At 66.2% G+C, this 25,260-nt stretch carries 21 protein-coding genes; 8 read left to right on the forward strand and 13 right to left on the reverse strand.

Features of this window, described 5'->3' with window-relative positions; genetic code table 11:
- The first annotated feature begins 198 nt into the window (after window positions 1-198).
- From WS62_RS24100 to WS62_RS24125, 5 genes are all read left to right on the forward strand, one after another.
- On the forward strand, window positions 199-2,388 hold the full coding sequence (locus WS62_RS24100) for a hypothetical protein (RefSeq protein ID WP_066576185.1): 2,190 nt from the start codon (window positions 199-201) through the stop codon (window positions 2,386-2,388).
- A 455-nt stretch (window positions 2,389-2,843) separates the two neighbouring features.
- Window positions 2,844-4,082 (forward strand): YncE family protein, encoded by a 1,239-nt coding sequence (locus tag WS62_RS24105; protein ID WP_231748402.1) that lies wholly within the window; start codon window positions 2,844-2,846, stop codon window positions 4,080-4,082.
- A gap of 159 nt (window positions 4,083-4,241) precedes the next feature.
- Entirely contained in the window at window positions 4,242-5,585 is a 1,344-nt protein-coding gene (locus WS62_RS24110; RefSeq protein WP_231748403.1) for an NAD(P)/FAD-dependent oxidoreductase, read from the forward strand.
- 510 nt (window positions 5,586-6,095) lie between these two features.
- A complete protein-coding gene (locus tag WS62_RS24120) occupies window positions 6,096-7,067 on the forward strand; it encodes a polyprenyl synthetase family protein (RefSeq protein ID WP_082721240.1) in 972 nt (323 codons plus the stop codon).
- Between the two features lie 115 nt (window positions 7,068-7,182).
- A complete protein-coding gene (locus tag WS62_RS24125) occupies window positions 7,183-8,295 on the forward strand; it encodes a terpene synthase family protein (protein ID WP_231748404.1) in 1,113 nt (370 codons plus the stop codon).
- A 372-nt stretch (window positions 8,296-8,667) separates the two neighbouring features.
- Here WS62_RS24125 and WS62_RS24130 read toward each other — a convergent pair whose 3' ends face one another.
- From WS62_RS24130 to WS62_RS24140, 3 genes are read right to left on the reverse strand one after another with little or no spacing between them, the layout of a single operon-like run.
- Window positions 8,668-9,690, reverse strand: a complete 1,023-nt coding sequence (locus WS62_RS24130; RefSeq protein ID WP_066576191.1) for a histone deacetylase family protein — start codon at window positions 9,688-9,690, stop codon at window positions 8,668-8,670.
- Window positions 9,691-9,715: 25 nt separating this feature from the next.
- A complete protein-coding gene (locus tag WS62_RS24135; RefSeq protein WP_066576192.1) occupies window positions 9,716-11,047 on the reverse strand; it encodes a Zn-dependent hydrolase in 1,332 nt (443 codons plus the stop codon).
- A gap of 22 nt (window positions 11,048-11,069) precedes the next feature.
- Window positions 11,070-12,389, reverse strand: a complete 1,320-nt coding sequence (locus WS62_RS24140) for an MFS transporter (protein ID WP_066576195.1) — start codon at window positions 12,387-12,389, stop codon at window positions 11,070-11,072.
- A 205-nt stretch (window positions 12,390-12,594) separates the two neighbouring features.
- On the opposite strand from WS62_RS24140, the gene WS62_RS24145 reads away from it, so the two are divergent.
- Complete coding sequence (locus WS62_RS24145; protein ID WP_066494321.1) at window positions 12,595-13,530, forward strand: LysR family transcriptional regulator; 936 nt, start codon at window positions 12,595-12,597, stop codon at window positions 13,528-13,530.
- Between the two features lie 21 nt (window positions 13,531-13,551).
- On the opposite strand, the gene WS62_RS24150 is transcribed toward WS62_RS24145, so the two are convergent.
- Window positions 13,552-14,454 (reverse strand): LysR family transcriptional regulator, encoded by a 903-nt coding sequence (locus WS62_RS24150; protein ID WP_066576197.1) that lies wholly within the window; start codon window positions 14,452-14,454, stop codon window positions 13,552-13,554.
- A 123-nt stretch (window positions 14,455-14,577) separates the two neighbouring features.
- Here WS62_RS24150 and WS62_RS24155 point away from each other — a divergent pair, with 123 nt between their 5' ends.
- Window positions 14,578-15,321 carry an SDR family oxidoreductase gene (locus tag WS62_RS24155; RefSeq protein WP_066576199.1) on the forward strand — a complete coding sequence of 248 codons (744 nt, stop codon included), beginning with the start codon at window positions 14,578-14,580 and terminating at the stop codon, window positions 15,319-15,321.
- 367 nt (window positions 15,322-15,688) lie between these two features.
- Here WS62_RS24155 and WS62_RS24160 read toward each other — a convergent pair whose 3' ends face one another.
- Window positions 15,689-17,104: a CoA transferase gene (locus tag WS62_RS24160; protein ID WP_066576201.1), complete on the reverse strand. Its 1,416-nt coding sequence runs from the start codon at window positions 17,102-17,104 to the stop codon at window positions 15,689-15,691.
- On the opposite strand from WS62_RS24160, the gene WS62_RS36880 reads away from it, so the two are divergent.
- Entirely contained in the window at window positions 17,103-17,369 is a 267-nt protein-coding gene (locus WS62_RS36880; protein WP_156441114.1) for a hypothetical protein, read from the forward strand. The genes WS62_RS24160 and WS62_RS36880 overlap by 2 nt on opposite strands.
- 470 nt (window positions 17,370-17,839) lie before the next feature.
- Here WS62_RS36880 and WS62_RS24165 read toward each other — a convergent pair whose 3' ends face one another.
- From WS62_RS24165 to WS62_RS36885, 8 genes are all read right to left on the reverse strand, one after another.
- Window positions 17,840-18,865, reverse strand: a complete 1,026-nt coding sequence (locus tag WS62_RS24165) for an XdhC family protein (RefSeq protein ID WP_066576203.1) — start codon at window positions 18,863-18,865, stop codon at window positions 17,840-17,842.
- A 195-nt stretch (window positions 18,866-19,060) separates the two neighbouring features.
- On the reverse strand, window positions 19,061-20,464 hold the full coding sequence (locus WS62_RS24170) for an amino acid permease (protein WP_066576205.1): 1,404 nt from the start codon (window positions 20,462-20,464) through the stop codon (window positions 19,061-19,063).
- A gap of 201 nt (window positions 20,465-20,665) precedes the next feature.
- Window positions 20,666-21,322, reverse strand: a complete 657-nt coding sequence (gene rqpR / locus WS62_RS24175; RefSeq protein WP_059469373.1) for a response regulator transcription factor RqpR — start codon at window positions 21,320-21,322, stop codon at window positions 20,666-20,668.
- A complete protein-coding gene (locus tag WS62_RS24180; RefSeq protein WP_066576208.1) occupies window positions 21,319-22,161 on the reverse strand; it encodes a sensor histidine kinase in 843 nt (280 codons plus the stop codon). The genes rqpR and WS62_RS24180 overlap by 4 nt, the downstream gene beginning before the upstream one ends.
- A gap of 413 nt (window positions 22,162-22,574) precedes the next feature.
- A complete protein-coding gene (locus WS62_RS24185; protein WP_066576210.1) occupies window positions 22,575-23,345 on the reverse strand; it encodes a ferredoxin--NADP reductase in 771 nt (256 codons plus the stop codon).
- Between the two features lie 246 nt (window positions 23,346-23,591).
- Window positions 23,592-24,398 carry an endonuclease/exonuclease/phosphatase family protein gene (locus WS62_RS24190; protein ID WP_066576211.1) on the reverse strand — a complete coding sequence of 269 codons (807 nt, stop codon included), beginning with the start codon at window positions 24,396-24,398 and terminating at the stop codon, window positions 23,592-23,594.
- Between the two features lie 6 nt (window positions 24,399-24,404).
- The gene (locus WS62_RS24195) at window positions 24,405-24,977 is read right to left on the reverse strand and encodes a hypothetical protein (RefSeq protein WP_066576213.1); all 573 of its coding nucleotides are present in this window, start codon (window positions 24,975-24,977) and stop codon (window positions 24,405-24,407) included.
- A complete protein-coding gene (locus WS62_RS36885; RefSeq protein ID WP_156441115.1) occupies window positions 24,964-25,251 on the reverse strand; it encodes a hypothetical protein in 288 nt (95 codons plus the stop codon). The genes WS62_RS24195 and WS62_RS36885 overlap by 14 nt, the downstream gene beginning before the upstream one ends.
- Between the last annotated feature and the right edge of the window lie 9 nt (window positions 25,252-25,260).

A 25,260-nucleotide genomic window follows, 5' to 3' on the forward strand; every position in this document is an offset into this window, starting at 1 on the left:
CGCCACGCGCGCACGGCAACGGCACGTTGCTGCGTCCGCACGCATTCCGCATCCGGCACGACAGCGCGAGCATCCAGCCGTCTCGCACAAGGCATCCCGATTGAAGCGTCATTCAGCAGTGCTTTCGCGTGTCCGGCGACGCCCGGTCATCGGACATATCGACACAATTTCACTTGCCCACGAGCAAATGGAGGAGATATGCAGGCGCGTCTCGATACGAGGAAGGTCTTCACCTATTTGTTTGCATGTTTCATTGCTTTTCTGGCGAGCTGTTCCGATCACGACGACATTTCGGGCGGCGGCGGCGATCCGTCCGCGTCCGCGCTCGCGTTCAGGCTCGACCGCGGCGGGCAGATCAATGCGTTCTACCGGCAGGACAAGATCGCCGCACATCTGCTGATGCGCTCGTCGACGAAACCGCGCCTCCTCGTCGTCTTTCCGGCGGGCAACAGCGGCACGGGCCTCTGGTTCGGCGACACGTCGCAGCCCGTCAACTGGAGCCAGGACACGCCGATCGCGCCCGTCACGACGCAGGACGCGGCGGGCCGGCCGCTGTACGGGATCGGCGTCGACGTGTCGGCCGACGTGAACAGCCTGTCGATCAAGCAGGCGCTGCTGAGCTCCGTGCGCTTCCTGCGCGACTACAACGGCGGCGCGACCGTGCCGTCCGACATCGTCGTGCAGCCGTCCGTGTCGGACAACGTCGCGACGTGGCAGCGCAATCGCGTCGACGGCGCGCCAGGCTATGCGTTGCGCGTCACGGTGATCGACGGCGGCACGGTGGCCGCCGACGGCGCCGGCAGGCTCATGCTGCAATCGCCGTCCGGCGCGCCGACGCTGCGCCTGCGCATCGAGGCGTTCAGCGGCGAGACGCCGCTGCAGCCGATCACACACGCGAATCTGTTCACGTCGGCGGTGAACCCCGATCCGCTGAGCCAGGATGTGTTCGAATTCCTGAGCTTCCACGACAAGCTGCTCGCCGGCTCCTGGCAGTACGACACCTACTTCGGCCGCGACACGCTGATCTCGGTGCGGATGCTGATGCCCGTGCTGCAGCCGGACGTGATCGAAGCCGGCCTCGGCTCGGTGCTGAACCGCCTGTCGCCGGACGGCAAGGTCGCGCACGAGGAAGGCATCGGCGAATTCGCGCTGATCGACAACCTCAAGCACGGCCGCCCGAACGATCCGACGCCGACCTACGACTACAAGATGATCGATGGCGACTACATGCTCGCGCCGATCATGGAAGACTGGCTGATCGAAGATCCGCGCGGTCAGGCGCGCGCCGCCGCGTACCTCTCGCAGGCCGGCAGCGACGGCGTCGCGAACGGCAGCCGCTTCGTCAGCAATCTGGTGCGCGTCGTCCAGACCGCGCAGCCGTTTGCGCAGCAGGCGCTCGCGGCGAACCTGATCCGGCTGCGTCCCGGCGAGATCGTCGGCAACTGGCGCGACAGCACCGACGGCATCGGCGGCGGCGTCTATCCGTACGACGTCAACGTCGCGCTCGTGCCGGCCGCGTTGCGCGCGACGAGCAATTTTCTCGCGCGCGGTCTGCTCGATCCGTACCTGAGCGCCGATCAGCGCGCCGTCCTCGCGAACGCGGGCGCCGCGGCAGCCATTTGGGAACGCGCCGCGCCGCCGTACTTCCAGGTTGCCGTCACGCCGAACGACGCGCGCGCGAAGCTCGCCGCCTACGCACCGCAGGCGGGCGTGCCGGCCGGCACGGTGCCGAACGCCGCGCTGCAGTTCGATGCGATCGCACTCGACGCGCGCGGCTACCCGATCCCGATCATGCACTCGGACGGCGGCTTCGTCTTGCTGTTCGGCAATCCGCCGCCGGACCTGCTCGCCCGCATCGTCACCGACGTGATGCGGCCGTTCCCGGTCGGGCTCGTGACCGACATCGGCATGCTGATTGCGAATCCGGCCTACGCGGACCCCACGCTGTGGCCGCGCTTCACGAACTCCGCGTATCACGGCACGGTGATCTGGTCGTGGCAGCAGGCGATGTGGGTCGCGGGCCTCGACCGGCAGCTCGCGCGCACCGATTTGCCGGGCGACGTGCGCACGCTGCTCACGCAGGCGCGGCAGCAGATCTGGCAGGTGATCGCGAACGCGAAGGACATGCGCTTGACCGAGATGTGGTCGTGGTCCTACGCGAACGGGCAATACCAGACCGAAGCGTTCGGCACGCGCAGCACCGACGTGACCGAGGCGAACGCCGCGCAATTGTGGAGTACGACGTATCTGGCGATCCAGGATCCGAGGCTGCGGGGGGGCAAGTACTGGTGGGAAGCCCGCGCGGCCGACGGCGTGACCCCGCGGAACGGCCCGACGAAAGCGGCGGTTTCCAGCCGGACGAACGGCGCGCGCGGCGCGGCTTCGTGATCGTTCGACGCCCTGAAGAGCGGATAGTGGGAAGGCGAGTCGAGCGCGGCGACGCATGATGCGAGATCGACTCGCCGCGCCGGTTGGATCGAACCGGCGCGGCGTCGATCTCGAAGTCGGCCGGTTCGGCATTCGCCGTGGCGCGCGCCGGCGCGCGCATAAACGCAAAAGCACGCCAACCCGAATAAATAAATATTCATGCAATCCGAACTTTAATCCATATCACCCAAACATGGATTCTTCATGCCGAATATAGATATTCGAATTCATCAGCTTCGCACTAGATAAAAAAATCCTCGCCATTGGATCGGTCGACATTTACTTCGGTATAATAATTGCAACCGTTTCCATAGCATTGGCAATTACCAAGCTTTCCCGTCGTTCATCACACTCCCGCGACTCAAATCCCGGGAGAAGACGCGGTCGCCCTACGAATTTCACACGACAGGTGAAATATGAAGCTACGAGAGATGCTTAAAAACAAGAAAGGAACAACGCGAATCTCATTGTCATGGCTTAACGGCTTCTTCGTTTTCCTCTGCGCGTTCGCGCGCAAACAGCCGCCCGCCGGCGGTTCAGCCCGGAAGCGTACACGCTGCGGCCATATCGGATACACGCTGATCCCGCTTGTAATCGGTTGGCCCGCCTTCGCGTGCGCCGCCAGTTCGCCGGGCCCGGAGGGCGAGCTATATGTCCCGGAAGCGCATCTCAATCAAATCGCCGTCATCGATACCAGGACGGCCAAAGTCAGCCGGCATATTCCAATCAACGACATTCCGGTTCTACCGCTCGGCAGCCGGCCAACGGTGCTGGTCGCAACGCCGGATGGGAACAAGATCTATAGCGACAATTTCGGTCTCATTCCACCGACGATCACGGCCATCGACAGAAAAACCGGCAAAATCAAATCGATCAAGCTGACAAGCGTGCCGCTCGGCGCTTCCATCTCGATCGACGGCAAGGAAATCTATCTGCCTCAAGGCACTTACAGTGTGGAAGTCGTCGACACCCGTAGCGACGAGATCGTTCGGCGTCTGACGTTCGACGATGTTCCGGTGGCGGCAATCGAAGGACCGGACCGGAATTTATACGTCGGCTTCGCGAACGGTTCGCTCGGCGCCTTCGATCCCCAAACCGGCAAGGCCGTACGCAAGCCCATCGAGACGAGCGGCACGCTACCCGCCTGGTTCACCTTCACGCGCGACGGCAAGAAGCTGTACGTGGACGCGGTGAACGTGATCGACGTGATCGATCTGCCGAACTGGAAACTCGTCAAGTCGATCCCGACAGGCGACGAAACATCACAACGCTCAGCCGATCCGTGGCCATTCACGTCGGCGCTCACGCCGAACGGCAAGAAACTCTATGTCACGCTGCTCGGCGGTTCCGAAGTCCTGGCGATCGACGTCGCCACGGACGCGATAGTCGCGAGAATCAGGACCGCCGGCTCGACCACAGGCGTCGCCTTCAGCGACGACGGAACGCGAGGCTACATTACCGACATGGGGCCATCGCTGTCGTTCCTGAAATCGCCGGTCGGCGGCGCGTTGCTCGGAAACGCCTGGATCGGCTTCGGCATGCTGGGCTCCGGACAAGTCGTCGTCTTCGACCCGAGAACGGACGAAATACTCGGCGATCCCATCTCGACCACGCCGGGCCCAGGCATCCCGGTCTGGCTTCCGTTGCACCGCTAGCGCCTGGTCGCCGGAGCGCACAGGCCCGCTCGAGCCGCATCACACCGTTCAACCGGCTCGTCGGCGTCGACGGCGTTTCAACGCGCTCCGCGATGCGGCACCCGTCCACTCATTCAATCGACTTCCATCATGCCAGCATCCAAACACGAACATGCGGTAGTGATCGGCGGCAGCATCGCGGGCTGTCTGACCGCCGAAATATTGTCACGCCACTTCACGACGGTGACGATCGTGGAAAAGGGTGACTTCGACGACAAGACCAGCGATCGCCAGGGCGTGCCACAGGAAAAGCACACGCACGTCCTGCTGCTCGAAGGCCAGCGCCTGATGGAAGAGATCTTTCCCGGCTTGACGAACGATCTGATTCAAGCGGGCGCGGTTGGCGCCGATCTCATCAACGACGTCCGATGGTTCCAATACGGTCTTTGGAAGCAATGTTACGCCAGCAAGCTGCATTCGCTGTTCTTCAGCAGGCGCTTCCTCGACAATTACCTGCGCGGCCGGATACGCCGGAATCCGAAGATCGTCGTTCGATCGGAAACCGCCGTCGCGGACCTGCTCGTATCGAGCGCGAACGGTCGCCCTGCCGTCGCAGGCGTGAAGATCTCGACGTCGGCCGGCGTCGACACGCTGTGCGGCAACTTGGTCATCGATGCGAGCGGCAGAGGATCGCGCACGGCGAACTGGCTTACAGCCGCCGGTCTCGACGAAACACCGCGCATGCTGATCGAAACGCATCTGGGATACGCGTCCAGAATCTATCGACGCAGCCCCGCACACAAGGACTGGCGGGCCGTGGTGATTTGGCCGACGCCGCCGGAACAGAAGCGCATCGGGCTGATGCTGCCCATCGAAGGCGATCGGTGGATGGTGTCCGCCGGCGGATGGTTCGACGCCTTTCCGAAGCCGAACCCCGACGAATTCGTCGAATTCATGCGCACCTTGCCCGTTCCGGACATATACGATCGCCTCGGTCAGGCTGAGCCGGTGTCCGAAGTATCGGGGTTCAAGGTTCCCGGCAGTCAGTGGCGGCGCTATGACCAATTCGACGGTTTTCCGGAAGGGCTGCTCGTCGTCGGCGACGCGCTATGCAGCATCAATCCCTTCTTCGGCCAGGGCATGACGCTATGCGCGATGCAAGCGCACTGCCTCACGCGTCATCTTCCTCGATGGCTCGACGGCCGCTGCTCGACGCGTGAGATTCAATCGCAGTTCGTTCCCATCATCCGCGCGTCGTGGGACATGGCGACGGCAGAGGACATGCGCTTTCCCCAAACCGCGGGCGAGCGGACGCTGTCGACACGCATCATGCATTGGTACGGCGCCGGGCTGGCCCGCGCGTCCGCGTCGAGTCGTCTCGCCAGACAGGCTCAGCTCGAAGTCATTCACTTGACGAAATCGCCCAATCGTCTGCTCCACCCGGGCATTTTCGCCAGGGTTCTCGTCGACAGCCTGCCTACTCCGGGCATTTTCAGGAGGCACGCGTTCGCCCGCGATACGTGAAGTGGCCACCACCGACAGCCAGAAAGCAATCATGCGCCAGCCGATCGAAGCGCGTCTGCGCGATCGTCGCCGATGGCCGGCTTGGTACCGCTCAAATAACTTGGACATCCCCCCGGCAAATCGTCCGCTCATCATTCGCCACTGCGAACTACGAGGATCGACATGAAATCCACCGCGCCCCGCCTTCACGCCCTTGTGGCGCCCCCAGTGTCGGCAACGTCGATGCAAGTGCGAAGCGATGCCCGGGTTGACGCATCGCCGCTTTTTTCGCATAGGCCGCTCGCCGGATCACGCATCGTCGCCCGCCTCGGCGTGGCCCGTTTCGCCGAGCGTCGCGAACGAACGTAAACCCGTCCCGGCCAACACCGAGGCTTCGTCGAATCCGCGCGATCGTCCGCAACGCGACGACGCCGTCCATGCGCTGTGGCGACGCCGGGTCTGCGTGCACGGCCAACCGCTTTCGCTTTCCATCGGCGGAATCATTCCATGCCCACTTGCCGGGAGAACGTCATGAACGCTGACATCGCCAAGACGGCCGATTACGGCCCCACAGCGGAGGACTTCCCAGTCGAGCCGCCGAGCGCCCGCTCACTCGATATCGACGGCTGGACCCGAGCGGCCATCCGGCAAACGGAAACGGCGCTCGATCGGCTATTGCCGCCCGACGACGCGCCGCCTTCCGATTTGCATGCGGCCATGCGATATGCCGTCTTCGGCGGCGGGAAACGTCTACGCCCGTTGCTTTGCCACGCAGCCGGCGAACTGGTCGACGCTTCGCGCGACGTCCTTGCGCCAGTTTCCGCCGCAATCGAGATGATCCACGTATTCTCGCTGATCCAGGACGACTTGCCGGCGATGGACAACGACGACACGCGGCATGGCAAGCCGTCGCTGCACACCAAGTACGACGTCGCGACGGCGCTGCTGGCCTGCGACGGCCTCATTTCACAGGCATTTCTCACACTGAGCGAAATTCCGCTGCCGACGGATGGCCGTGTCGCGCTCGCGCACGAACTGGCGTCCTCGATAGGATCGTCGGGACTGACGGGAGGTCAGTACATCGACTTGACGAGCGTAGGCGCGCATCTGAATCGCGAAGAACTGGAGCGCATGCACCGAATGAAGACCGGCGCATTGATTCGGGCGTCCGTGAGAATGGGCGTATTGTGCGGCTCCGGCTGCCGCGCCGAGTCGAGCGCGGCATGGAGCGCGATGGGCGAATACGGCAATCTGCTCGGCCTCGCCTACCAGGTGGTCGACGACATTCTCGACTCGACCTCCGATCTCTCGACGCTCGGCAAGACGGCGGGAAAGGATGCGCAGGTCAACAAGCCGACTTACGTCACCATGCTGGGACTCGATGCGTCGCGCGCGTGGGCGCGCTGGCTGGCCGACGAAGCGCTCGCGGCGCTCGCGCCGTTCAACGCCAAAGCGGATTTTCTGAGAGAGATGATCGGCCGCGTCGTGCGGCGCCTGTCCTGATCCGAGGTCACTGACCGCTCGGGGCCCGCCGTGCGTCGCTGGCCGAGCGCGGCGCCCGGCGCGACTTCCTATCCCATCTCCACGACGCACGCTTTCAAACGAGAAGAGAAATCCTATGGTCCCGCCCATGAGTCAAATCGCGCCGTCAATATTGTGTCCGTTTCCGTTGAAGGAACTTCAACCGGTCGACGACTACGTCGATCGAACGGCGAGCTGGCTGATTCAGCAAGGTCTCGTCGACAGCGACGGGCACGCGCGCGCGCTGGCCGGTGTAGGCGCCCATTACATGAAGTGCTGCTATCCGGACATCCAGCCCGATCAAATGCAGGATTTCTCCGATTTCGCCGCATGGAACTGCCTGTTGGACGATTTCGTCGAGAAAGGTCCGTTGAGCGCCGATCTTCCTAGGCTCACGCACTTTTTAAAATCGATCGGATACCTATGCGAAGCGTCGAATTACATTCGTCCGTCTGATTTCGGATTTGACGGAGGCTATCGCATCGCCGCGTCACTCATCGACGTGAAAGTCAGAATCAACGCATGGACGTCGCCCGCACAGATCGACCGCCTGATGCGTGCCACCAGTCACTTCATGTCAGGCCTCGCGTGGGAGGCCGCCTTCACGAAGATCGGGGACGCGCCCGATCTAAATATCTATTGCGCAATCAGGACTGCAAACGTCGGCATGCACATGGCCAACGCATTGGCAGAATGCGTCAACGATGTCGCAATGACGCCTGCCGAGCGGGCGAGCCCGGCCATCCAGGTGTTGACACAATGCATCCTGTTCGTGCTCGTCATAGACAATGACATTTACTCGCACCATAAGGAAAAAAACGATGGTGCCGCCTATCCGAGCATCATCGACGTCCTCGCGCGGTCGCGCGACGATCGCGATCCGGACGCGGCCCGGTCGGACGCGCTCGATCTGCGAAACCAGTGCCTACTCTGCTATCTGGCGTTGAAAAAAAAATGCCAACGGTCTGTCGGCCCCCGGCTCGACAGGTATTTCAAGGGGCTCGAAGACATCATCAGCGGCAATCTGGTGTTCGGCAGCACCTGCCCCCGCTATACCGCCCCCGGCAGTCCTCAATTCCTCGGAAATACGAACGTTCGGCACGTAAGATCCGACAGCGTTCAGATCGAGGTCGTCGATACCCTGGACTGCCCCATATCGCCGCCGCGGCATATTCCTTCGATCGGCTGGTGGTGGTCGCTGCTGGAATAGACCGTCTGCCGCCGCCATGCACGGTCTGCTCCGCACCATCGACGATCCCGCTGGCTCGCGCCGACGTCTCGTCATTTGAGCAGCACGTGACGACGCCCGCACGCCGATCGCCGCCGCCCGGCGCGCTCGCGATATCGCGACGCGCCGCCCTTTCATCGACGAGGCGACGACCTCGTGCCGACGCTCCCCGCGAAAGCGCGGCGCAAAAAGAGAAAAGCCGCGCGAGCGATCGCGCGGCAAAATCCGCCTGCATCCAAGGGCCACCACCAGATGGCGGGCGGCGCACTAGCATCAGCCACTAGTGCCGAACCAACGAAATCGAACCAACATCCGGGCGACGGCTGCGCCGCCCGGCCGTCCCGGCGGCCGCGCTCAGCGCGCCGCCTGATAACGCCGAAAAAACGCCGCTGCGTTCTGCGCGAGCGCATCGAGGTGATAGCCGCCTTCCTGCACGATCAGCGTCGGCAAACGCAACGCGCCGACGATCGCGCCGAGCCGGCCGAAGCCCGCCGTCGTCACCGCGACCTTCGACTGCGGATCGTCCTGATACACGTCGAAGCCGAGCGCGAACACCAGCACGTCGGGCGCGAAACGCTCGACGATCGCCTTCGCGCGCTCGAGCTGCGCGAAGAACACCGATTCGTCCGAGCCGTGCGGCATCGGCAGATTCACGTTGCAGCCCTCGCCTCGCCCGGCGCCGCGCTCCTCCTCGTAGCCGGCGACGGCCGGGTAGAAATTCGTCGGATCGCCGTGAATCGACACGTACAGCACGTCGTCGCGGTCGTAGAACAGCTCCTGGATGCCCTGACCGTGATGCATGTCGGTATCGAGGATCGCGACGCGCGCATAGCGGGCGCGCAGCGCCTGCGCGGCGATCGCCGCATTGTTCAGATAGCAGAAGCCGCCCGCGGCCTCGTGGCGCGCATGATGGCCGGGCGGACGGCAGAGCGCGTACACGTCGCGCACGCCGTCGCCGAGCGCGGCCGCGCCGGCCAGCGCGTCCTGCGCGGACCAGTACGCGGCCCGATACGTGTGCTCGCCGATCGGGCAACTGCCGTCCGCGAGATAGCGCGCCGCCTGCGCGAGCACGCCGCGCAGCGGATTCGGCTCGCGCACATAGACGTTCGACATCACCTCGGGCCCCCAGTCCTCCGGGATGCGCAGCCACTCGCGGTGCGCGTCGGCGAGAAAGCGCAGATACCGCTCGCCGTGCACCGCCGCGAGCGGCGCCGGGCCGAAGTCCGCGGGCGGACGCACGTCGAAGCCGAGCGACTTCGCCGCGTCGACGAGCCGCGCGGCCCGTTCGGGCACTTCGTGCGGCGCGCGCATCTTGCCCCGCGACAGATAGGTGAGCGGACTGTGCTTCAACTGGTCCGGATGAAAATAAGTCAGCATGCGAGCTCGGTTCTCCGATCGATCGTCAATGCGGTTGCGGCGCGATTTCGGCGGCGCGGGCGTGCGCCGGGTGCTCATGCACGCCGGCGCGCGCGAGCACCGCGCCGAGCAGCACGTTCGCGCCCGCCGCGACATGCTCGGGCAACGCGCGCTCGGCCGCGTTGTGCGACAGCCCGTCGACGCACGGGATAAACACCATCGCGGTCGGCACGCAGCGGGCGAGGTGGATCGCGTCGTGCCCCGCGCCGCTCACGATCCGCGCGTGCGTGTAGCCGCAGCGCTGCGCGGCCGTCTCGACGAGCGCAATGCATGCGGGGTCGAACGGCGTCGCGGGACTCGACCAGTGCGCGGCGACGTCGACCGTCACGCCGCGGCGTGCAGCGATTTGCGCGCACGCGTCGCGCAGTTCGCGCTCGACCGCGTCGAGCCGCGCATCGTCAGGATGACGAAGATCGACGCTGAACACGATACGCTCCGCGATCGTGTTGCGCGACGCGTTCTCGATCGTGCTCTGCCCGATCGTCGCGAGCGCATCCGGCGCGTGGCGCGCGACGAGCGCTTCGAGCGCGAGCGCGATCTCGGCGCTCGCGAACAGCGCGTCCTTCCGATACGGCATCGGCGTCGTGCCCGCGTGCGCGGCGACGCCCGTCACGGTCGCGTCGAGCCAGCGGATCGCCTGCCCGCCCGTCACGACGCCGATCGTCTTGCCGCGCCGCTCGAGCACCGGGCCCTGCTCGATGTGCGCTTCGAAGTATGCGTCGACGCGCTCGCGCAGCATCGCGCGCACCTGCTCCGGATCGCACGACGCGTGCTGGCCGCGCGCCCAGGCCGCGCGCAGCGGATCGCGATATCCGCACGCATCGAGCGCGTCGGCCAGCGCGACGCCGTCGGCATCGCGCGCCGCGAGCGCCGCATCCAGCGACATCGCGCCCGAAAACACCGCCGAGCCGAGCATCGCCGGTGTGAAGCGCGCCCCCTCCTCGTTGGTCCATGACACGATCTCGAGCGGCTTGTCGGTGACGATCCCGCGGTCGTTCAGCGTGCGCACGAGCTCGAGCCCGGCGAGCACGCCGTACGCGCCGTCGAAGCGCCCGCCTTCGGGCTGCGTGTCGAGATGGCTGCCGATCAGCACGGCCGGATGCGCGTCATCCGCACCGGCACGCCGCGCGAAAAGATTGCCGATCGCATCGATGCGCACCGTCATCCCGGCGTCGCCGCACCATTGCGCGAAGCGCTCGCGGCCGCGCCGATCGGCGTCGGTCAGCGCGAGCCGGCGCACGCCGCCCCGCGCGGTGCCGCCGATTCGCGCGAGCGCCATTAAACTGTCCCATAGTCGCATACCGTCGATTTGCCACACCGAAGCTCTCCTCCTTCGCGAATCAGCGCGTGAGCACGGCGTCGGCGACGTCGGCCCGCTGATGCCTGCGCGCGTCGAGCGCGATCACGCCGAGCAGCGACAACGCCGCAAGGCACGTATAGAACACCGCAAGCGGCCACCATTGCCCGACGAACCGATGCGCGAGCCAGGTGCCGGCGAGCGGCGTCAGGCCGCCCGCGATCGCGCCGCACATCTGGTACGAGATCGAGATCGCCGAATAGCGGACGCGCGTCGGAAACGCGCCGCTCACGAAACCCGCGATCACCGAATAGAAGCCGGCGAGGAACACGGTCGCGAGCGCGATGCCGATCACCATCGGCACGAGGCGCCCCGTCTGCACGAGCATGAACATCGGATACGGCGACGCCATCGCGAAGAGCGCGGCGAGCTTGAGGAACCGCGCGTCGCCGAGCCTGCCGCCGAGCCACGCGGCGATCGGCTGCGACACGAACTGGATGATCGCGACGATGAACAGGCAATCGAGGATCAGCGATTTCGTCACGCCGACGTGCTGCGTCGTGAACGCGATCATGAACGTGTTCGTGAAATACAGCCCGGCGATGCCGATCGTGTTCGCGCAGATGCAGAACAGCACCATCGCGCGCGACGAGCGCAGCACCTCGGCGATCGGCCGCGCGACGGTGCGCGCCATCGCCTTCTCGTGAATGAACTCGGGCGACTCGTCGACCTTCAGCCGAACGAACACGCCGACCGCGAGCAGCACGATGCTGGCGAGAAACGGCAGGCGCCAGCCCCACGACATGAACGCATCGTGCTCCATCGAGGTGACCGCGCGAAACGCGACGAGCGACAGGATGAGCCCCGCCGGGCTGCCGAGCTGCGCGAACGACGCGAAGAACGTGCGCCGTCCGGGCGGCGCGTGCTCGCCCGCCATCAGCACCGCGCCGCCCCACTCGCCGCCGACCGCGACGCCCTGCACGATCCGCAGCAGCACGAGCAGCACGGGCGCGAGCATGCCGACGCGCTCGTAGCTCGGCAAGAGGCCGACGCAAACGGTCGCGACGCCCATCATCGCGAGCGTCGTCATCAGCGCCTTCTTGCGCCCGATCCGATCGCCGAGATGGCCGAAGAACAGTCCGCCGAACGGCCGCGCGAAAAAGCCGACCGCGAACGTCGCGAACGACGCCATCGTGCTCGTGAACGGATCGTGCGACGGGAAATACAGCTCGCCGAATACGAGCGCGGCCGCGTTCGCGTAGATGTAGAAGTCGTACCACTCGATCATCGTGCCAACGAATGCGGCGCCGGCCGCGCGGCGCGGCTGGCGCGCCGGCAGGTTCGGTGGGATGCCCCGGTCCAATGCGATCTCCTCGCTGAAATGTCCGCCTCGGCCGAACGAATCGGGTTCGGCAAATGGGCGATTTATCGCGCACCGGGATTAATCGGTCAAATTCTAAGTTATTATCTTAAGAATAAATCCCGCTAATCTAGTTTTACGATGCAAAATCGTTTCCCGGGAGTAAAAATAAGTGTCGAATATTCGAACCCATGTCGCGCGCGTCCTGATGGACCGCCTCGATTGGAATCTATTGCGAACGTATCTGACGATCATGCAGGAGCGCAGCATCAGCCGCGCGGCCGCGCGGCTGCACCTGACGCAGCCGGCGGTAAGCCAGGCGCTCAAGCGGCTCGAGGATTCGCTCGGCCGCACGCTGATCCAGCGGCGCGGCGCGCAGTTCCTGCCGACGCGCGCGGGAGAAGAGGTCTACCGGATCGCAACGGACATCTACGGCCACATGTCGCGGCTCGACAACGAACTCGACGACCGCGGCGGCGAGCTGACCGGATCGGTGCGCCTGCTGTGCGTGAGCCGCGTCGAGTCGCCCGTCTACGACGAGTTTCTCGCCGAATTCCGCCGTACCTATCCGCGCGTCGATCTGCATATCGAAGTCATGCGTTCGGCGGATATTCTTTCTTCTTTATTGCAGAAAACAGCGACTTGCGGGCTCGCATTATGTCGGATGCCGGTCGATAAAATCGAATTACGCAGTTTTTTGCGACAACGCTATGCAATGTTTTGCGGACGTCACCACCGCTTATTCGGTCGGCAGGCGTTGAAAATCGAAGATCTGCTCGCCGAGAATTTCGTTTCGTTCACCAGCGACCAGATCGGCGACGCGCTCGCGCCGCTCACCGTGTTTCGCGATCAACGCGGCTTCACCGGGCGGATCGTCGCGACGTCGGCGAGTCTCGACGAAATCCGACGCCTCGTGTTCGCGGGCTACGGGATCGGCTGCCTGCCCGAGCACATCGTGCGCGACGACCTCGCGCGGCAGCGGCTCTGGCGGCTGCCGCCCGAGGAAGGCCTGCTCGACGTCGAGATCTTTCTGATGTGGAACCGCGAGCGCCGGATGAATGCGGCCGAGAACGTGTTCATCGAGGCGTTTCAGTGCTATGTGCAGCGGCATCCGATGGCGGAGCGGCTGGGGATGCTGCATTGAGCGGCTCGGCCGATCGCGCCGTCACCCGAGTTCCGCCTCCGCCGCCTCGAAGCATTCCCGCAGCCACTGCGCGAACACCCGCACCCGCGACGACAACTGCCGGCTCTGCGGATACAGCACGCTGACGGGCATCGGCGGCGGCGGACAGGCCCCGAGCACGATCTTCAAGCGTCCATCCTTCAATTCATCGACGATCCGGTAGCGCGGCACCTGCACGAGCCCCAGGCCGGCAACGGCCGCGCCCGTGTAGAGTTCGACGCCCGTGACGGAGACGGCCGCATCGAGCTGCACGGCCCTCACGCGCCCGTCGACGGTGAATTCGAGCGGCATCGGCTTGCCCGTCGCGCTCGACACGTAATCGACCGCGCGGTGCGCGGACAACGCGGCGACGTCGGCCGGCTCGCCGTGCCGCGCGAGATAGGCGGGGCTCGCGACCGTCACCTGCTCGAGCTGCGCGACCCGCCGTCCGACCATCGACGAATCCTGCAGATTGCCTGAGCGCAGCACGCAATCGACGCCCTCGCGCACCAGGTCGACGAACCGGTCGTCCTCGCCGACGTGCAGCCGGATCCCCGGATAGCGCGCGAGGAAATCCGGCAGCGCCGGCACGACGAAGTAGCGCGCGAGCGTGCCCTGCAGGTTCACGCGCAGTTGCCCTTTCGGCGCCGCGTCCCGAAACGAGCCCTCTGCTTCCTCCAGATCGGCGATCAGCCGCAGGCAGCGCCGGTAGTACGCTTCGCCGTCCTGCGTGAGGCGCACGGTGCGCGTCGTCCGTTCGAGCAACCGCGCGCCGAGCCGCTCCTCCATTCGCTTCATCAGGTTGGTCACCGTCGCGCGCGGGATCTGCAAGTCGTCCGACGCCCGGCTGAAGCTCTGCCGCTCGGCGATCCGCACGAAAACCCGCATTTCCTGAAATCGGTCCATCGCGTCGATCCTCGACCTATCGTTAAAGAAAATGGAATGATGATATCCATTTGATCACGATTATCTATTCAATGGAATGTTCGATGATGGGGCTCATCCGCTACTTCATCGAGGACACGCATCATGAACGACACCACGAATGCTCGAGTCGCCATCGTCACCGGCGCGTCGCGCGGCATCGGCGCGGCCATCGCGCGGCGCCTCGCGCGCGACGGCTTCGCGGTTGCGGTCAACTACGCGTCGAGCGCCGCCGAAGCCGACGCGCTCGCCGCCGAACTCCAGGCGGGCGGCGCCGCCGCGCTCGCGGTGAAAGCCGACATCGGCCGCGCGGACGACGTGCGGCGGATGTTCGACGCCGTCGAACGGCAGCTCGGCACGGTCGACGTGCTCGTCAACAACGCGGGCATCCTGAAGACGGGGCCGCTCGCCGACACGACCGACGCCGCATTCGACCAGATCTTCGACATCAACGTGCGCGGCACCTTCAACACGCTGCGCGAAGCGGCCGCGCGGCTCGCGGACGGCGGCCGGATCATCAATTTATCGAGCACGATGCTCGCGCTGAAGCTGCCCGGCTATGCGATCTACAACGCGACGAAGGCGGCAGTCGAGGCGCTCACGCACGTGTTCGCGAAGGAGCTGCGCGGGCGTCGCATCGCCGTGAACGCGGTCGCGCCGGGCCCCGTCGCGACGTCGCTGTTCCTCGACGGCAAGACCGACGAGCAGATCCAGACCTACGCGAAGATGCCGCCGCTCGAGCGCCTCGGCGAGCCGGACGACATCGCGGGCGTCGTGTCGTTTCTCGCCGGCGCGGACGGTGGCTGGGTCAACGGGCAGGTGCTGCGCGCGAACGGCGGGATCGCGTGAGCGCGCCGTTCGCACGCCGCACGATCGCATGAAACGCGAGGCGCCCGACGTATCGGAACGTGTGTGGATCGCGTTCGCGAAGCGCATCAGGCCGCGGACTTGCTCGAGGCGAAAGTCGTACGATGAGTCGCGCGATGCACCGCCCGCCCAGCGGCCGCGCTCCGCACCGCCGTTGACCTGAACGATCTGCTCGACGGCGCGCGCGAGCACGTCTGCACGACGGCCGACGATTACCACTTGCGCGCGCCGCCGCGCGAAATGACGCGCGTTCGCCAAACCGATTCCCGCGCCGCCGCCGCTGACTATGACTATCCGGCTCATATGCGTGCTCCCGTGTGAACGGGATGAATGCGCCGACGCGCGCCCGCTACCACTCGGCGGGTGACGAACCGAGCGCGCTCGCCGGATGCGGCCAGCGCACAGGAGCGCCGTCGACCGCCACGGGCGCGCGCACGCGCTGCGCCGGCCCCCAGCTCGTCTCCTCGACCCACTCGGCCAGATCGTCGGGCGTCTCGGGGGCGATCGTCAGCCGGTCCTTCTCCTGCAGTCCATCCGACGCGAGCAGCACCGCCGTTCTCGCGAGCGACGCGCGCGTTCTCGTCCCGACGCCCGTCGCGAGCCGGCGCGCGAGGCCGCGAATCGCGGCGGTCGCGAGGAAATAGCCGGCGCCGTGATCGAGCGCCTGGACGGGCAGCGGCACGGGACGCTCGCCGCGTGTTTCGCGCATGCCCGTCTCCACGATGCCGGCGCTCGTCTGCACGAGGCTGTCGAAACCCCTGCGTCCGCGCCACGGCCCGCTCCAGCCATAGGCATCGAGCGACACGTCGACGAGGCCCGGGTTGATCCGGCGCCGCTCGTTGGCGTCGAAGCCGAGCCGCTCCAGCGCGTCGGGCCGGTATCCGTGGACCATCACGTCGGCCTCGCCGATCAGGCGCCGCAGCAGCGCTCGCCCTTCTCCGGACTTCAGGTCGACGCGCGCGCAGCGCTTGCCGAGCACGACTTCCGGCACCGTGTTCGGCTCGTCCCAGCCGATCGGATCGATGCGCAGCACCTGCGCGCCGAAGCCGGCAAGAAAGCGCGTGGCGACGGGACCCGCGAGGATGCGCGTCAGGTCGAGCACGCGCACGCCGTGCAGCGGACGTTCGGCGGACGCCGACCATGCCGGGCGCTTGCCCTCGACCGCCACGTCGTCGTGAATCAGCAGCGGCTCCGCGCGCACCGCGCGCCCTTGCGGATGACGCGCCCACTCGTCCTGCGTGTGCATCGCGGCCGCGCAACCGCCCTGCGCGATGACGGCGGACTCGAGCGCGTCGCCACGCCACTGCTCGACCGCACGCGCGACGGCCGCCTTGTCGAGCGGCGTGCCGAGCACCGCGAGCGCGGCGTCGCGATGATGCGGCGCGTTCGTGTGCAGCCTGATCCAACCGTCGGCGGTACGATAGTCGCCCGCGATCACGTCCCACGGTGGCGGCACCTGCCAGCCGCATGGACGCAGCGACGCGCCGAACCAAAGCGACGCGCGGCGGCGATCCACGTGAACGCCGGGCAGCTTGCCGGTCGCGTGATGCACGAGCTCGGCGACCGCGGCGCTCGCCGCGCCGATCGCGGCCGACGCGAAATCGGTGACCGGAAAGGCCGACGGCAGGACGCCCACGCCGCTGAAGCGCAATGCGCGCAGATAGTCGGGATCGCCGTGCGCGGCCCGCCAGATTTCGTGCAGATACGCGGCGGTGCGAGCGCGGCCGGATTGTTCGGATTGCGATAAAAAAGCGAGATCGGACATGGATATTCTCGATTTGTCGATATCGCAGCAAGATTATTGTCGGAAAACTTCGGCTGTCAACGTTGATTCCGACAATCAAGTTATTTTTATTTTATCCGGCCGCATGCTTTTGCATGCTGATTCGAATGAACGCGGTCCGACGGATCGGACCGCGCGCGCCACATGCAAGTGGCTTTCGATTTCCGGCGCGGCACCCGGGTTCCTGTTGCAACGGAGCGCGGTTGGTCGCTTGCCGAGACGAAGCGTGCATTTGCAACGCGGATGATTCGACGCATCGCGTATTTTCAGCCGCGCGATATCGAAACACGTCCTGAATTCCGATTCTCGCCATTAGCCGGCATTTTCTAAATAACGAGAAATTCGACGTTGACTTCAAGAATCAAGATTTGAACGCCAATCAGTCGGTTTTATTATTGCCGGTGGACCCGCGGACATCTCGTCGCCATTTCGGCGCACCCACGAACGCTGTCTTGCTTCGACGACGATGAAACCCGAACGGCAGAGAAACCGGAAACGTGCGAGCGAGCAGGCGTCTTCTGCCCGCACTTCCTGCCATCCGCCGCGAAACGGCGTCACGGAGCCTGCCGTCCGCCGAGATGCCCGGATAGATGCCGAGATACGTCCGCGCCCCAACGCCGTTCGGCCGGCGCCGCGACTTCCGCTTGCCATGCCGAACGACGCCGGATCGCCGCGCTCGGCCGCCCTTCCGCGAACCGGCGCGCGCTACGCTCCGCGCTAAATCCCGCAGACCGCGCCGCTGCCCGCCGCGACCTCGCGCGCCGCTTTCGCCCCTTCGACCTGCAGGATCGTCGGCAGCGACACGCCGTTCTTCGCCGCCGTCACTTCGGCGAGGATCGACACCGCGATCTCCGGCGGCGTGCGGCTGCCGATGTAGATGCCCGCCGGGCCATGCAGCCGCGCAAGCTCCGCCGCGCTCAGATCGAACTCGCGCAGCCGCTCGCGCCGCGCCTGGCTGTTGCGCCGCGAGCCGAGCGCGCCGACGTAGAACGCCGGCGTCTTCAGCGCTTCCATCAGCGCGAGATCGTCGAGCTTCGGATCGTGCGTCAACGCGATCACCGCCGAGCGGCGGTCGAGCTGCATGTCGAGCACGGTGTCGTCGGGCATCGTCCGCACCAGCCGCGTGCCCGGCACGCCCCACGCGTCCGTGTACTCTTCGCGCGGATCGCAGACCGTCACCTGATAGTCGAGCCCGACCGCGATCTGGCACAGATAGCGCGACAACTGCCCCGCGCCGATCACGAGCATCCGGTAGCGCGGCCCGTGAATCGTCACGAGGCGCGCGCCGTCGAAGTGCAGCCCGTCGGTCGCGATCGCGGGCGCGAGCGCCGCTTCGCCCGTCGCGAGATCGAGCGTGCGCGTGACGAGCCGGCCGCGCTCGAGCGCGTCGCACAGCGCCGCGATGCCGCTTTTCGGCGCGAGCGGTTCGAGCACGAGCTCGATCGTGCCGCCGCACGGCAAGCCGAAGCGATGCGCTTCTTCGGCCGTCACGCCGTACTTGACCGCTTCGGGCCGCGCCCAGCTCGCGACGCCCGACGCCTGCACGCGCGCGATCAGATCGTCCTCGATGCAGCCGCCCGACACCGAGCCGACGACGAGCCCGTCGTCGCGCACCGCGAGCATCGCGCCCTCCGGCCGCGGCGACGAACCCCAGGTCCGCACGACCGTCACGAGCAGCGCGCGGCGGCCGTCGCCGAGCCAGCGCGCGCCCGTTCTCAGCACTTCGAGATCCATGCTTTCCATGATCCGGTCCTTGCGACGTCCCGGCCGGCGGGAGATCCGGCCGCTCGATGGCGCGATTATGGCGCGTCCGATGAAAGCGCGCAGGAGCGGCCGCGCGCGCAAAAAAAACGCTCCCGGAAGTCGGGAGCGCCTATTGCACGCGCCGGCGAGCCGCTCGAGCAGGCCCGCCACGCGCGATACGCGGGAAGAGACCCGTCAGTGCTGCTCGGTGCCGTGCGCGAGCTTCGAGTGACGGCGCGAGTACGCGAAGTACACGAAGAGGCCGATCACGAGCCACGTCCCGAACGCGATCCACGTGACGGGCTGCAGGTTCAGCATCAGGAACAGGCACGCGGCGACCGCGAGGATCGGCACCACCGGCACGCCCGGGCAGCGGAACGCGCGCGGCAGATCCGGGTGCGTGCGGCGCAGCACGAGCACCGCGATCGACACCATCGAGAACGCGGCGAGCGTGCCGATGTTGATCAGCTCGGCGAGCACGTTGAGCGGAATCAGCGCGGCGATCAGGCCGAAGAACAGGCCGACGAGCCAGGTCGTCAGGAACGGCGTCGCGAAGCGCGGATGCACGCGCGACAGCGCGGCGGGCAGCAGGCCGTCGCGCGACATCGCGAAGATGATCCGGGTCTGGCCGTAGCTCATCACGAGAATCACGGTCAGCATGCCGACGACGGCGCCGAGGTCGATGAAGCCCGCGACCCACTTCTCGCCCGCGATTTGCAGCGCGTACGAGATCGGATGCGAGATGTTCGCGTACTGCGCCCACGGCACGATGCCCGTCGCGATGGCCGCAACCGCGACGTACAGGAACGCGCACACGCCGAGCGACGCGATGATGCCGATCGGCAGATCGCGCTTCGGATTCTTCACTTCCTCGGCCGCCGACGACACCGCGTCGAAGCCGATGAACGCGAAGAACATCACGGCCGCCGCGCCGAACACGCCGTTCCAGCCGTGCGGCATGAACGGCTTCCAGTTGGCGGGCGTCACGTGGAAGACGCCGACCGCGATCACGAGCAGCACGACCGCGACCTTGATGAACACCATGATGTTGTTCACGCGCGTCGATTCGCGGATGCCGATCGACAGCAGCGTCGTGATGATGATCATCACGAGGAACGCAGGCAGGTTGAAGTAGGTGACGACGCCGGGCAGCCCGCCCGGTGCGGCGGTGAGCGCCGCGGGCAGCGACACGCCGAAGCCCTGCAGCAGCGATTGCAGGTAGCCGGACCAGCCGACCGACACCGCGGACGCCGCGAGCCCGTACTCGAGCATCAGATCCCAGCCGATGATCCACGCGACGAGCTCGCCGAGGGTCGCATAGGAATACGTGTAGATCGAGCCGGCGACGGGGATCGTCGATGCGAATTCGGCATACGACAGCGCGGCGAGGCCGCACGCGATCGCCGCGACCACGAACGCCAGCATCAGCGCGGGGCCGGCCTGCACGGCGCCCGTGCCGGTCAGCACGAAGATGCCGGTGCCGATGATCGCGCCGATGCCGAGAAAGGTGAGGTCGACCGCGCCGAGCGCCTTCTTGAGGCCGGCCGCGTGCGCGCCGGCGATCATGCGGTCGACGTTTTTCTTGCGGAAAAGAGACATTGCGAAGGATTACCGGAAACGCGAGGCGCGCCGGAAAGTGGAAAATCCGCCATTTTAGCGGATGTGGCGCGCTTGCCCGTGCCGGACGATGCGCAATCGCGACGTGAGTCGCAAAAAAATCGTCCAATGAAAACAACCGCTTGCGCACGGCGCGGCGCTGCGCCGCGGGAAGCGTCGGCCGCGCGGAGAACGCGCGCCGCGCTACGCGCCGATTGCCGGGTTCATGTCGACGAGCCGGTTGCTCATCACGTAGAACGTCAACTCCGCGTTGTTCGACAGCTTCATCTTCTCGAGGAGGCGCGTGCGGTAGACGCTGACTGTCTTCACCGACAGCGACAGCGCGTGCGCGATGTCGGTGAGCCGCTTGCCCGACGCGATCATGCACAGCGTCTGGTACTCGCGGTCGGACAGTTTCTCGTGCGGCAGCGGCTCGTTCTCGAACGACACGTATTCTGCGAGCGCCTCGGCCATCGCCGGGCTCACGTACTTGCGGCCGGCGGCGACCTGGCTGATCGCCGACACCATTTGCGCGGCGTTGACGGTCTTCGACAGGTAGCCGGCCGCGCCCGCCTTCAGCGCCCGCACGGCGAATTGATCTTCGCGGTACATCGAGAACATCAGCACCGGCATGCGCGGCAGCTTGCGCTTCAGGCGCTTGAGCACCTCGATCCCGTTCATGTCGGGCAGCGAGATGTCGAGGAGGATCACGTCGAACGCGCTCCTGTCGGTGATCGCGAGCGCCTCGCTGCCGCACTCGGCTTCCATCACCTCGCGTGCGATGCCGCGGTCGATCAGCAGTTGACGGATGCCTTGGCGGACGATTGCGTGGTCGTCGACGAGCAGGATCTGCAGACTCATCGCGCCTCCTTGCGCATCCTGCGCGCGGCGGCCGGCGTATGCGCGGGGGCGACGAGCGCGGCCCACGCGAAGCGCGCGCAAAGCGCCGTGCCCGCGCCGCTCGAGCGCGGCGAAACGAGTTCGAGCGTGCCGCCGAGCGCTTCGCAGCGCGCGCGCATGCCGCCGAGCCCGTAGCCGCGGCAACGCGTGGCCGGAATGCCCACGCCGTCGTCGGCGACGACGAGGGTCAGATGCGTGTCGTCGACGTCGATCCGCACGTCGGCGGCCGATGCGTGCGCGTGCTTGGCAACGTTTGCGAGCGCTTCCTGCGCGACGCGGAATACGGCGAGCGTGCCGTCGGCGGAAAGCTGCGTGACGCGCGCGTCGGCCGCGCAGACGAAGCTCGTGCGCAGGCCAGTGCGCGCGCCGTGCGCGCCGATCCACGCGGCGAGCGCGCCGACGAGCCCCGCTTCGAGCGCGGGCGTGCCGAGGCCGTCGATCAGGCGGCGGTTTGCGGCCGTTGCGGCGTCGAGCGCCTGCTGCGCGAGCGCGAGCGCGCGCCGGCATCCGTCGGGCACGTCGTCCGGCAGCCAGGTTTCGATGTTCGCAAGCGCGAAGCGTGCGGCGGTGAGGTCGGCCCCGAGGCCGTCGTGCAGCTCGCCCGCGAGATGGCGGCGCGCGGACTCGTCGGCGGCGATGAGTTCGGCGGACAGTTGCGCGACGCGCGCGCCGAGCCGCTCGGCGGCGGGCGGACGCACGGCGGGACGGGAAACGAAAGGAATGCCGGCATCGGTCGCAAGGTCGCGCGACGACGAAGCTAGGGCGCTTGCACTCGACAGCGCAATAGACGGCGTATCCATGACTCTCCCTTTCTGTTCAGAAAGCTATTCAGACACCCACTGGAACGACTGCCGACCGACGCGGCCGGCATGGCCTGCCGGGGCGGAATCAGCAATATGCCGCGGAAACACTATTTACATCTTGTAACATTTGGTCTGGCACTGTAACAGTGTGTGGGACCGTTTTCACGCGCCGCGCATGATATCGCAGAATTATATGCAAAGTCATACTGGACGGACGTTTTAAGGTGCTCGCCGAGACTCGGGATGTTCCCGATGTAGGACAAACACTGACAGACGACTTCAGCAACACAACGCGAACTTGTAATTATTTTGAGATACAAATATGACGTTTTGTAACCATGTTGCCAAGATCGGACACAAAAAAACCGGAGCGCCAGGCTCCGGTTTTTGATGTGGATTAAGAAACGGGGTCAGTCGACGAACGCGCGCTCGATCACGTAGTGCCCGGGGGCGCTGTTCTTGCCTTCGACGAGGCCCGCCTTCTTCAGCAACTCGGTCGTGTCCTTCAGCATCGCGGTGCTGCCGCACAGCATCACGCGGTCGTGCTCGGGCGAGAACGGCGGGACGTCCAGATCCGTGAACAGCTTGCCGGACGAGATAAGGTCGGTGATCCGGCCTTCGTTCTCGAATTCCTCGCGCGTGACGGTCGGATAGTACACGAGCTTCTCGCGGATCACGTCGCCGAGGTACTCGTGGCCCGGCAGGTCGTGCTTGATGAAGTCCATGTACGCGAGCTCGCCCTTCAGGCGGCATGTGTGCGTGAGGACCACCTTGTCGAAGCGGTCGTAGATGGCCGGATCGCGGATGATCGACATGAAAGGCGCAAGGCCCGTGCCCGTCGACAGCAGCCACAGCGTCTTGCCGGGCAGCAGGTTGTCGGCGACGAGCGTGCCCGTCGGCTTCTTGCCGATCAGGACCGCATCGCCGACCTTCAGGTGTTGCAGCCGCGACGTCAGCGGGCCGTTCTGCACCTTGATGCTGAAGAACTCGAGGTGCTCTTCGTAGTTCGGGCTCACGATGCTGTATGCGCGCGTGAGCGGCTTGCCGTCGACTTCCAGGCCGACCATCGTGAACTCGCCGTTGTTGAAGCGCAGGGCTTGTTCGCGGGTGCAAGTGAAGCTGAACAGCGTGTCGGTCCAGTGGTGGACGGACAGGACGGTAGCGGTGTCGAATTTGCTCATGGATTCGGAAACGATGCGGAAACCGAGGGACGGCCCGATCCGCGGACCGGCCGATGGCGCACGTCATTCGCACGCCTACCCGATAAAACAGACGAGTGAGAAACGCTGCATTTTACCGTGCCTTGGGCGCTCGCGGGCTTGACTCCGGCAAACGCGCGGAAATCGCCGACAAACTTGCGTGCGCCTTTCGTCGATTCAGGCAGGTTTTTCGTGGCCGGTGCGTCCGGTGCGGCGCGCGTTCGGGCGTCAGTCGAGCCGCAGCCGCGCGACGTACGGCAGATGATCGGACAGCCATGCGGTTTCGTCGCCGGGCGCGCGCCATTCGATCGGCGTCATCTCGCGCACGAACATCTTGTCGAGCGCGAGCGCGGGCGAGAACGCGGGAAACGTGCGGCCCGACGCGCCGAGCAGCGTCGCGACTTCGGACAGGCCGATCTCGCCGAACAGCGGGATCGAGTCGTTGCGCCAGTCGTTGAAGTCGCCCGCGAGGACGAGCGGCCCCGTGCTCGCGTGGCGCTCGATCCAGTGCGCGATCCAGCTCATCTGCCGCAGCCGCGCGGCGCGCGTGAGCGCGAGGTGCGCGCACAGCAGCGTGACGGGCGCGCCGCCCGCGAGCGTCGCGCGCGCGACGAGCAGGCCGCGACGCTCGAAGCGGTGCGCGGAGATGTCCCAGCGGCCGCCGAGGTCGAGCGGATGCGGCGACAGGATCGCGTTGCCGTGCCGCCATGAAGGCTTGAACACGTTCGGCCCGAGTGCGATCTGCCAGTCGAGCGCGCGCGCGATCTCGGTCGCCTGGCAGTGCCAGACGTCGTCGACGGGCTCCGCCATGGGCCTGCCGAAGCCGGACGCGAGCATCGGGCGCGGCATGCGCCGCGCCATCGCTTCCTGCAGGAAATAGACGTCCGCGTGCGTCGATTCGACCCAGCTGCGCATCGCGTCCCACGCGGTGAAGCCGAGCGGCGAGCGGCCCTTGTGCAGATTCCAGCTGACCGCCGTGATTTCGTTCTCGGCAGGCTGCGGCTCGGCGAGCGGCAGGGTCTCGGGCACGTGCATGGTCGGTCAGTCCTCGACGACGTGCGCACGCACGCGGTAGACGAGTTGCGGGCTGCGCTCGGCCAAGGTCCAGTCGGTCCACTGCGCGGCGCGTGCGTTCAGGCCCGGATGGCTTGCGACGATTCGCCGCGGCGGCGGGGACGTGCACGGCGCGCCGCCGGACGGCACCGCGCTGTCGTCGGCGAGCGTTTCCTGCGCGTCGATCGCGAGCGCGACCGCGTCGCCTTCGACGTACAGCGGTGCGACCGTGATCGTGCGCGACAGTTCGGATGCGGGCGCGTCGGCGGCCGACGCGTTCGTCGCGGCGGCGCCGCAACCGGCCGCGGGCGCGACGGGAAAGCTGTGCGTGTCCGAGCGGGCCTGGCCGACGGTGGTCTTCTGCTCGAACGTGTCGATCATCTGGCCGTCGCGTACCACCTGGATCTCCCAATCGATCACGGGCTGCGGACCGCTCTGCGCATGCGCGGGGAGCGCGGCGCCGACAAGCGCGCCCGCGACGCCGGCTTCGAGCACGAATTTTCCGGCGCGGGCGAGCCGGGAGGCGGGACAGGCGGACATCTTACGCTTAAACAAATTCATCGAACTTCCGACCGCGCGGGTAATTGCTCGGTTCATCTTTCGCGTGCAGCGCCGCTATCGGGGATATCGACGAGGTGAGCGCGGCGCGCGGATTTTTCAAGCGTCGGGCGGCGCGGTAAACGGGCGCGCCGCGGCGACGGCGCGGCAGCCGGCGCGGGCGGCGAACGCATCGGCATGGCTCGTCGACGAGCGGCGCGATGCGCAAGGGCTGCGGACCGCGCCGCGGAATGGCGGCGGTGCGATGCGCGCACGCACGACGTGAATTCACGATCATACGCGCGGC

It is taken from the genome of Burkholderia sp. ABCPW 14 (assembly GCF_001523835.1).
Lineage (GTDB): Bacteria > Pseudomonadota > Gammaproteobacteria > Burkholderiales > Burkholderiaceae > Burkholderia > Burkholderia mayonis.

Bases quoted from the DNA above. Each gene is read 5' to 3' on its own strand.
- WS62_RS24120 (WP_082721240.1), top strand. From the start codon at position 6,096: ATGAACGCTGACATCGCCAAGACGGCCGATTACGGCCCCACAGCGGAG.
- rqpR (WP_059469373.1), bottom strand. From the start codon at position 21,322: ATGAGTCTGCAGATCCTGCTCGTCGACGACCACGCAATCGTCCGCCAA.
- WS62_RS24165 (WP_066576203.1), bottom strand. From the start codon at position 18,865: ATGGAAAGCATGGATCTCGAAGTGCTGAGAACGGGCGCGCGCTGGCTC.
- WS62_RS24125 (WP_231748404.1), top strand. From the start codon at position 7,183: ATGGTCCCGCCCATGAGTCAAATCGCGCCGTCAATATTGTGTCCGTTT.
- WS62_RS24170 (WP_066576205.1), bottom strand. From the start codon at position 20,464: ATGTCTCTTTTCCGCAAGAAAAACGTCGACCGCATGATCGCCGGCGCG.
- WS62_RS24160 (WP_066576201.1), bottom strand. From the start codon at position 17,104: ATGTCCGATCTCGCTTTTTTATCGCAATCCGAACAATCCGGCCGCGCT.
- WS62_RS24195 (WP_066576213.1), bottom strand. From the start codon at position 24,977: ATGAATTTGTTTAAGCGTAAGATGTCCGCCTGTCCCGCCTCCCGGCTC.
- WS62_RS24190 (WP_066576211.1), bottom strand. From the start codon at position 24,398: ATGCACGTGCCCGAGACCCTGCCGCTCGCCGAGCCGCAGCCTGCCGAG.
- WS62_RS24155 (WP_066576199.1), top strand. From the start codon at position 14,578: ATGAACGACACCACGAATGCTCGAGTCGCCATCGTCACCGGCGCGTCG.
- WS62_RS24185 (WP_066576210.1), bottom strand. From the start codon at position 23,345: ATGAGCAAATTCGACACCGCTACCGTCCTGTCCGTCCACCACTGGACC.
- WS62_RS24180 (WP_066576208.1), bottom strand. From the start codon at position 22,161: ATGGATACGCCGTCTATTGCGCTGTCGAGTGCAAGCGCCCTAGCTTCG.
- WS62_RS24105 (WP_231748402.1), top strand. From the start codon at position 2,844: ATGAAGCTACGAGAGATGCTTAAAAACAAGAAAGGAACAACGCGAATC.
- WS62_RS36880 (WP_156441114.1), top strand. From the start codon at position 17,103: ATGGATATTCTCGATTTGTCGATATCGCAGCAAGATTATTGTCGGAAA.
- WS62_RS24130 (WP_066576191.1), bottom strand. From the start codon at position 9,690: ATGCTGACTTATTTTCATCCGGACCAGTTGAAGCACAGTCCGCTCACC.
- WS62_RS24100 (WP_066576185.1), top strand. From the start codon at position 199: ATGCAGGCGCGTCTCGATACGAGGAAGGTCTTCACCTATTTGTTTGCA.
- WS62_RS24145 (WP_066494321.1), top strand. From the start codon at position 12,595: ATGGACCGCCTCGATTGGAATCTATTGCGAACGTATCTGACGATCATG.
- WS62_RS36885 (WP_156441115.1), bottom strand. From the start codon at position 25,251: ATGATCGTGAATTCACGTCGTGCGTGCGCGCATCGCACCGCCGCCATT.
- WS62_RS24150 (WP_066576197.1), bottom strand. From the start codon at position 14,454: ATGGACCGATTTCAGGAAATGCGGGTTTTCGTGCGGATCGCCGAGCGG.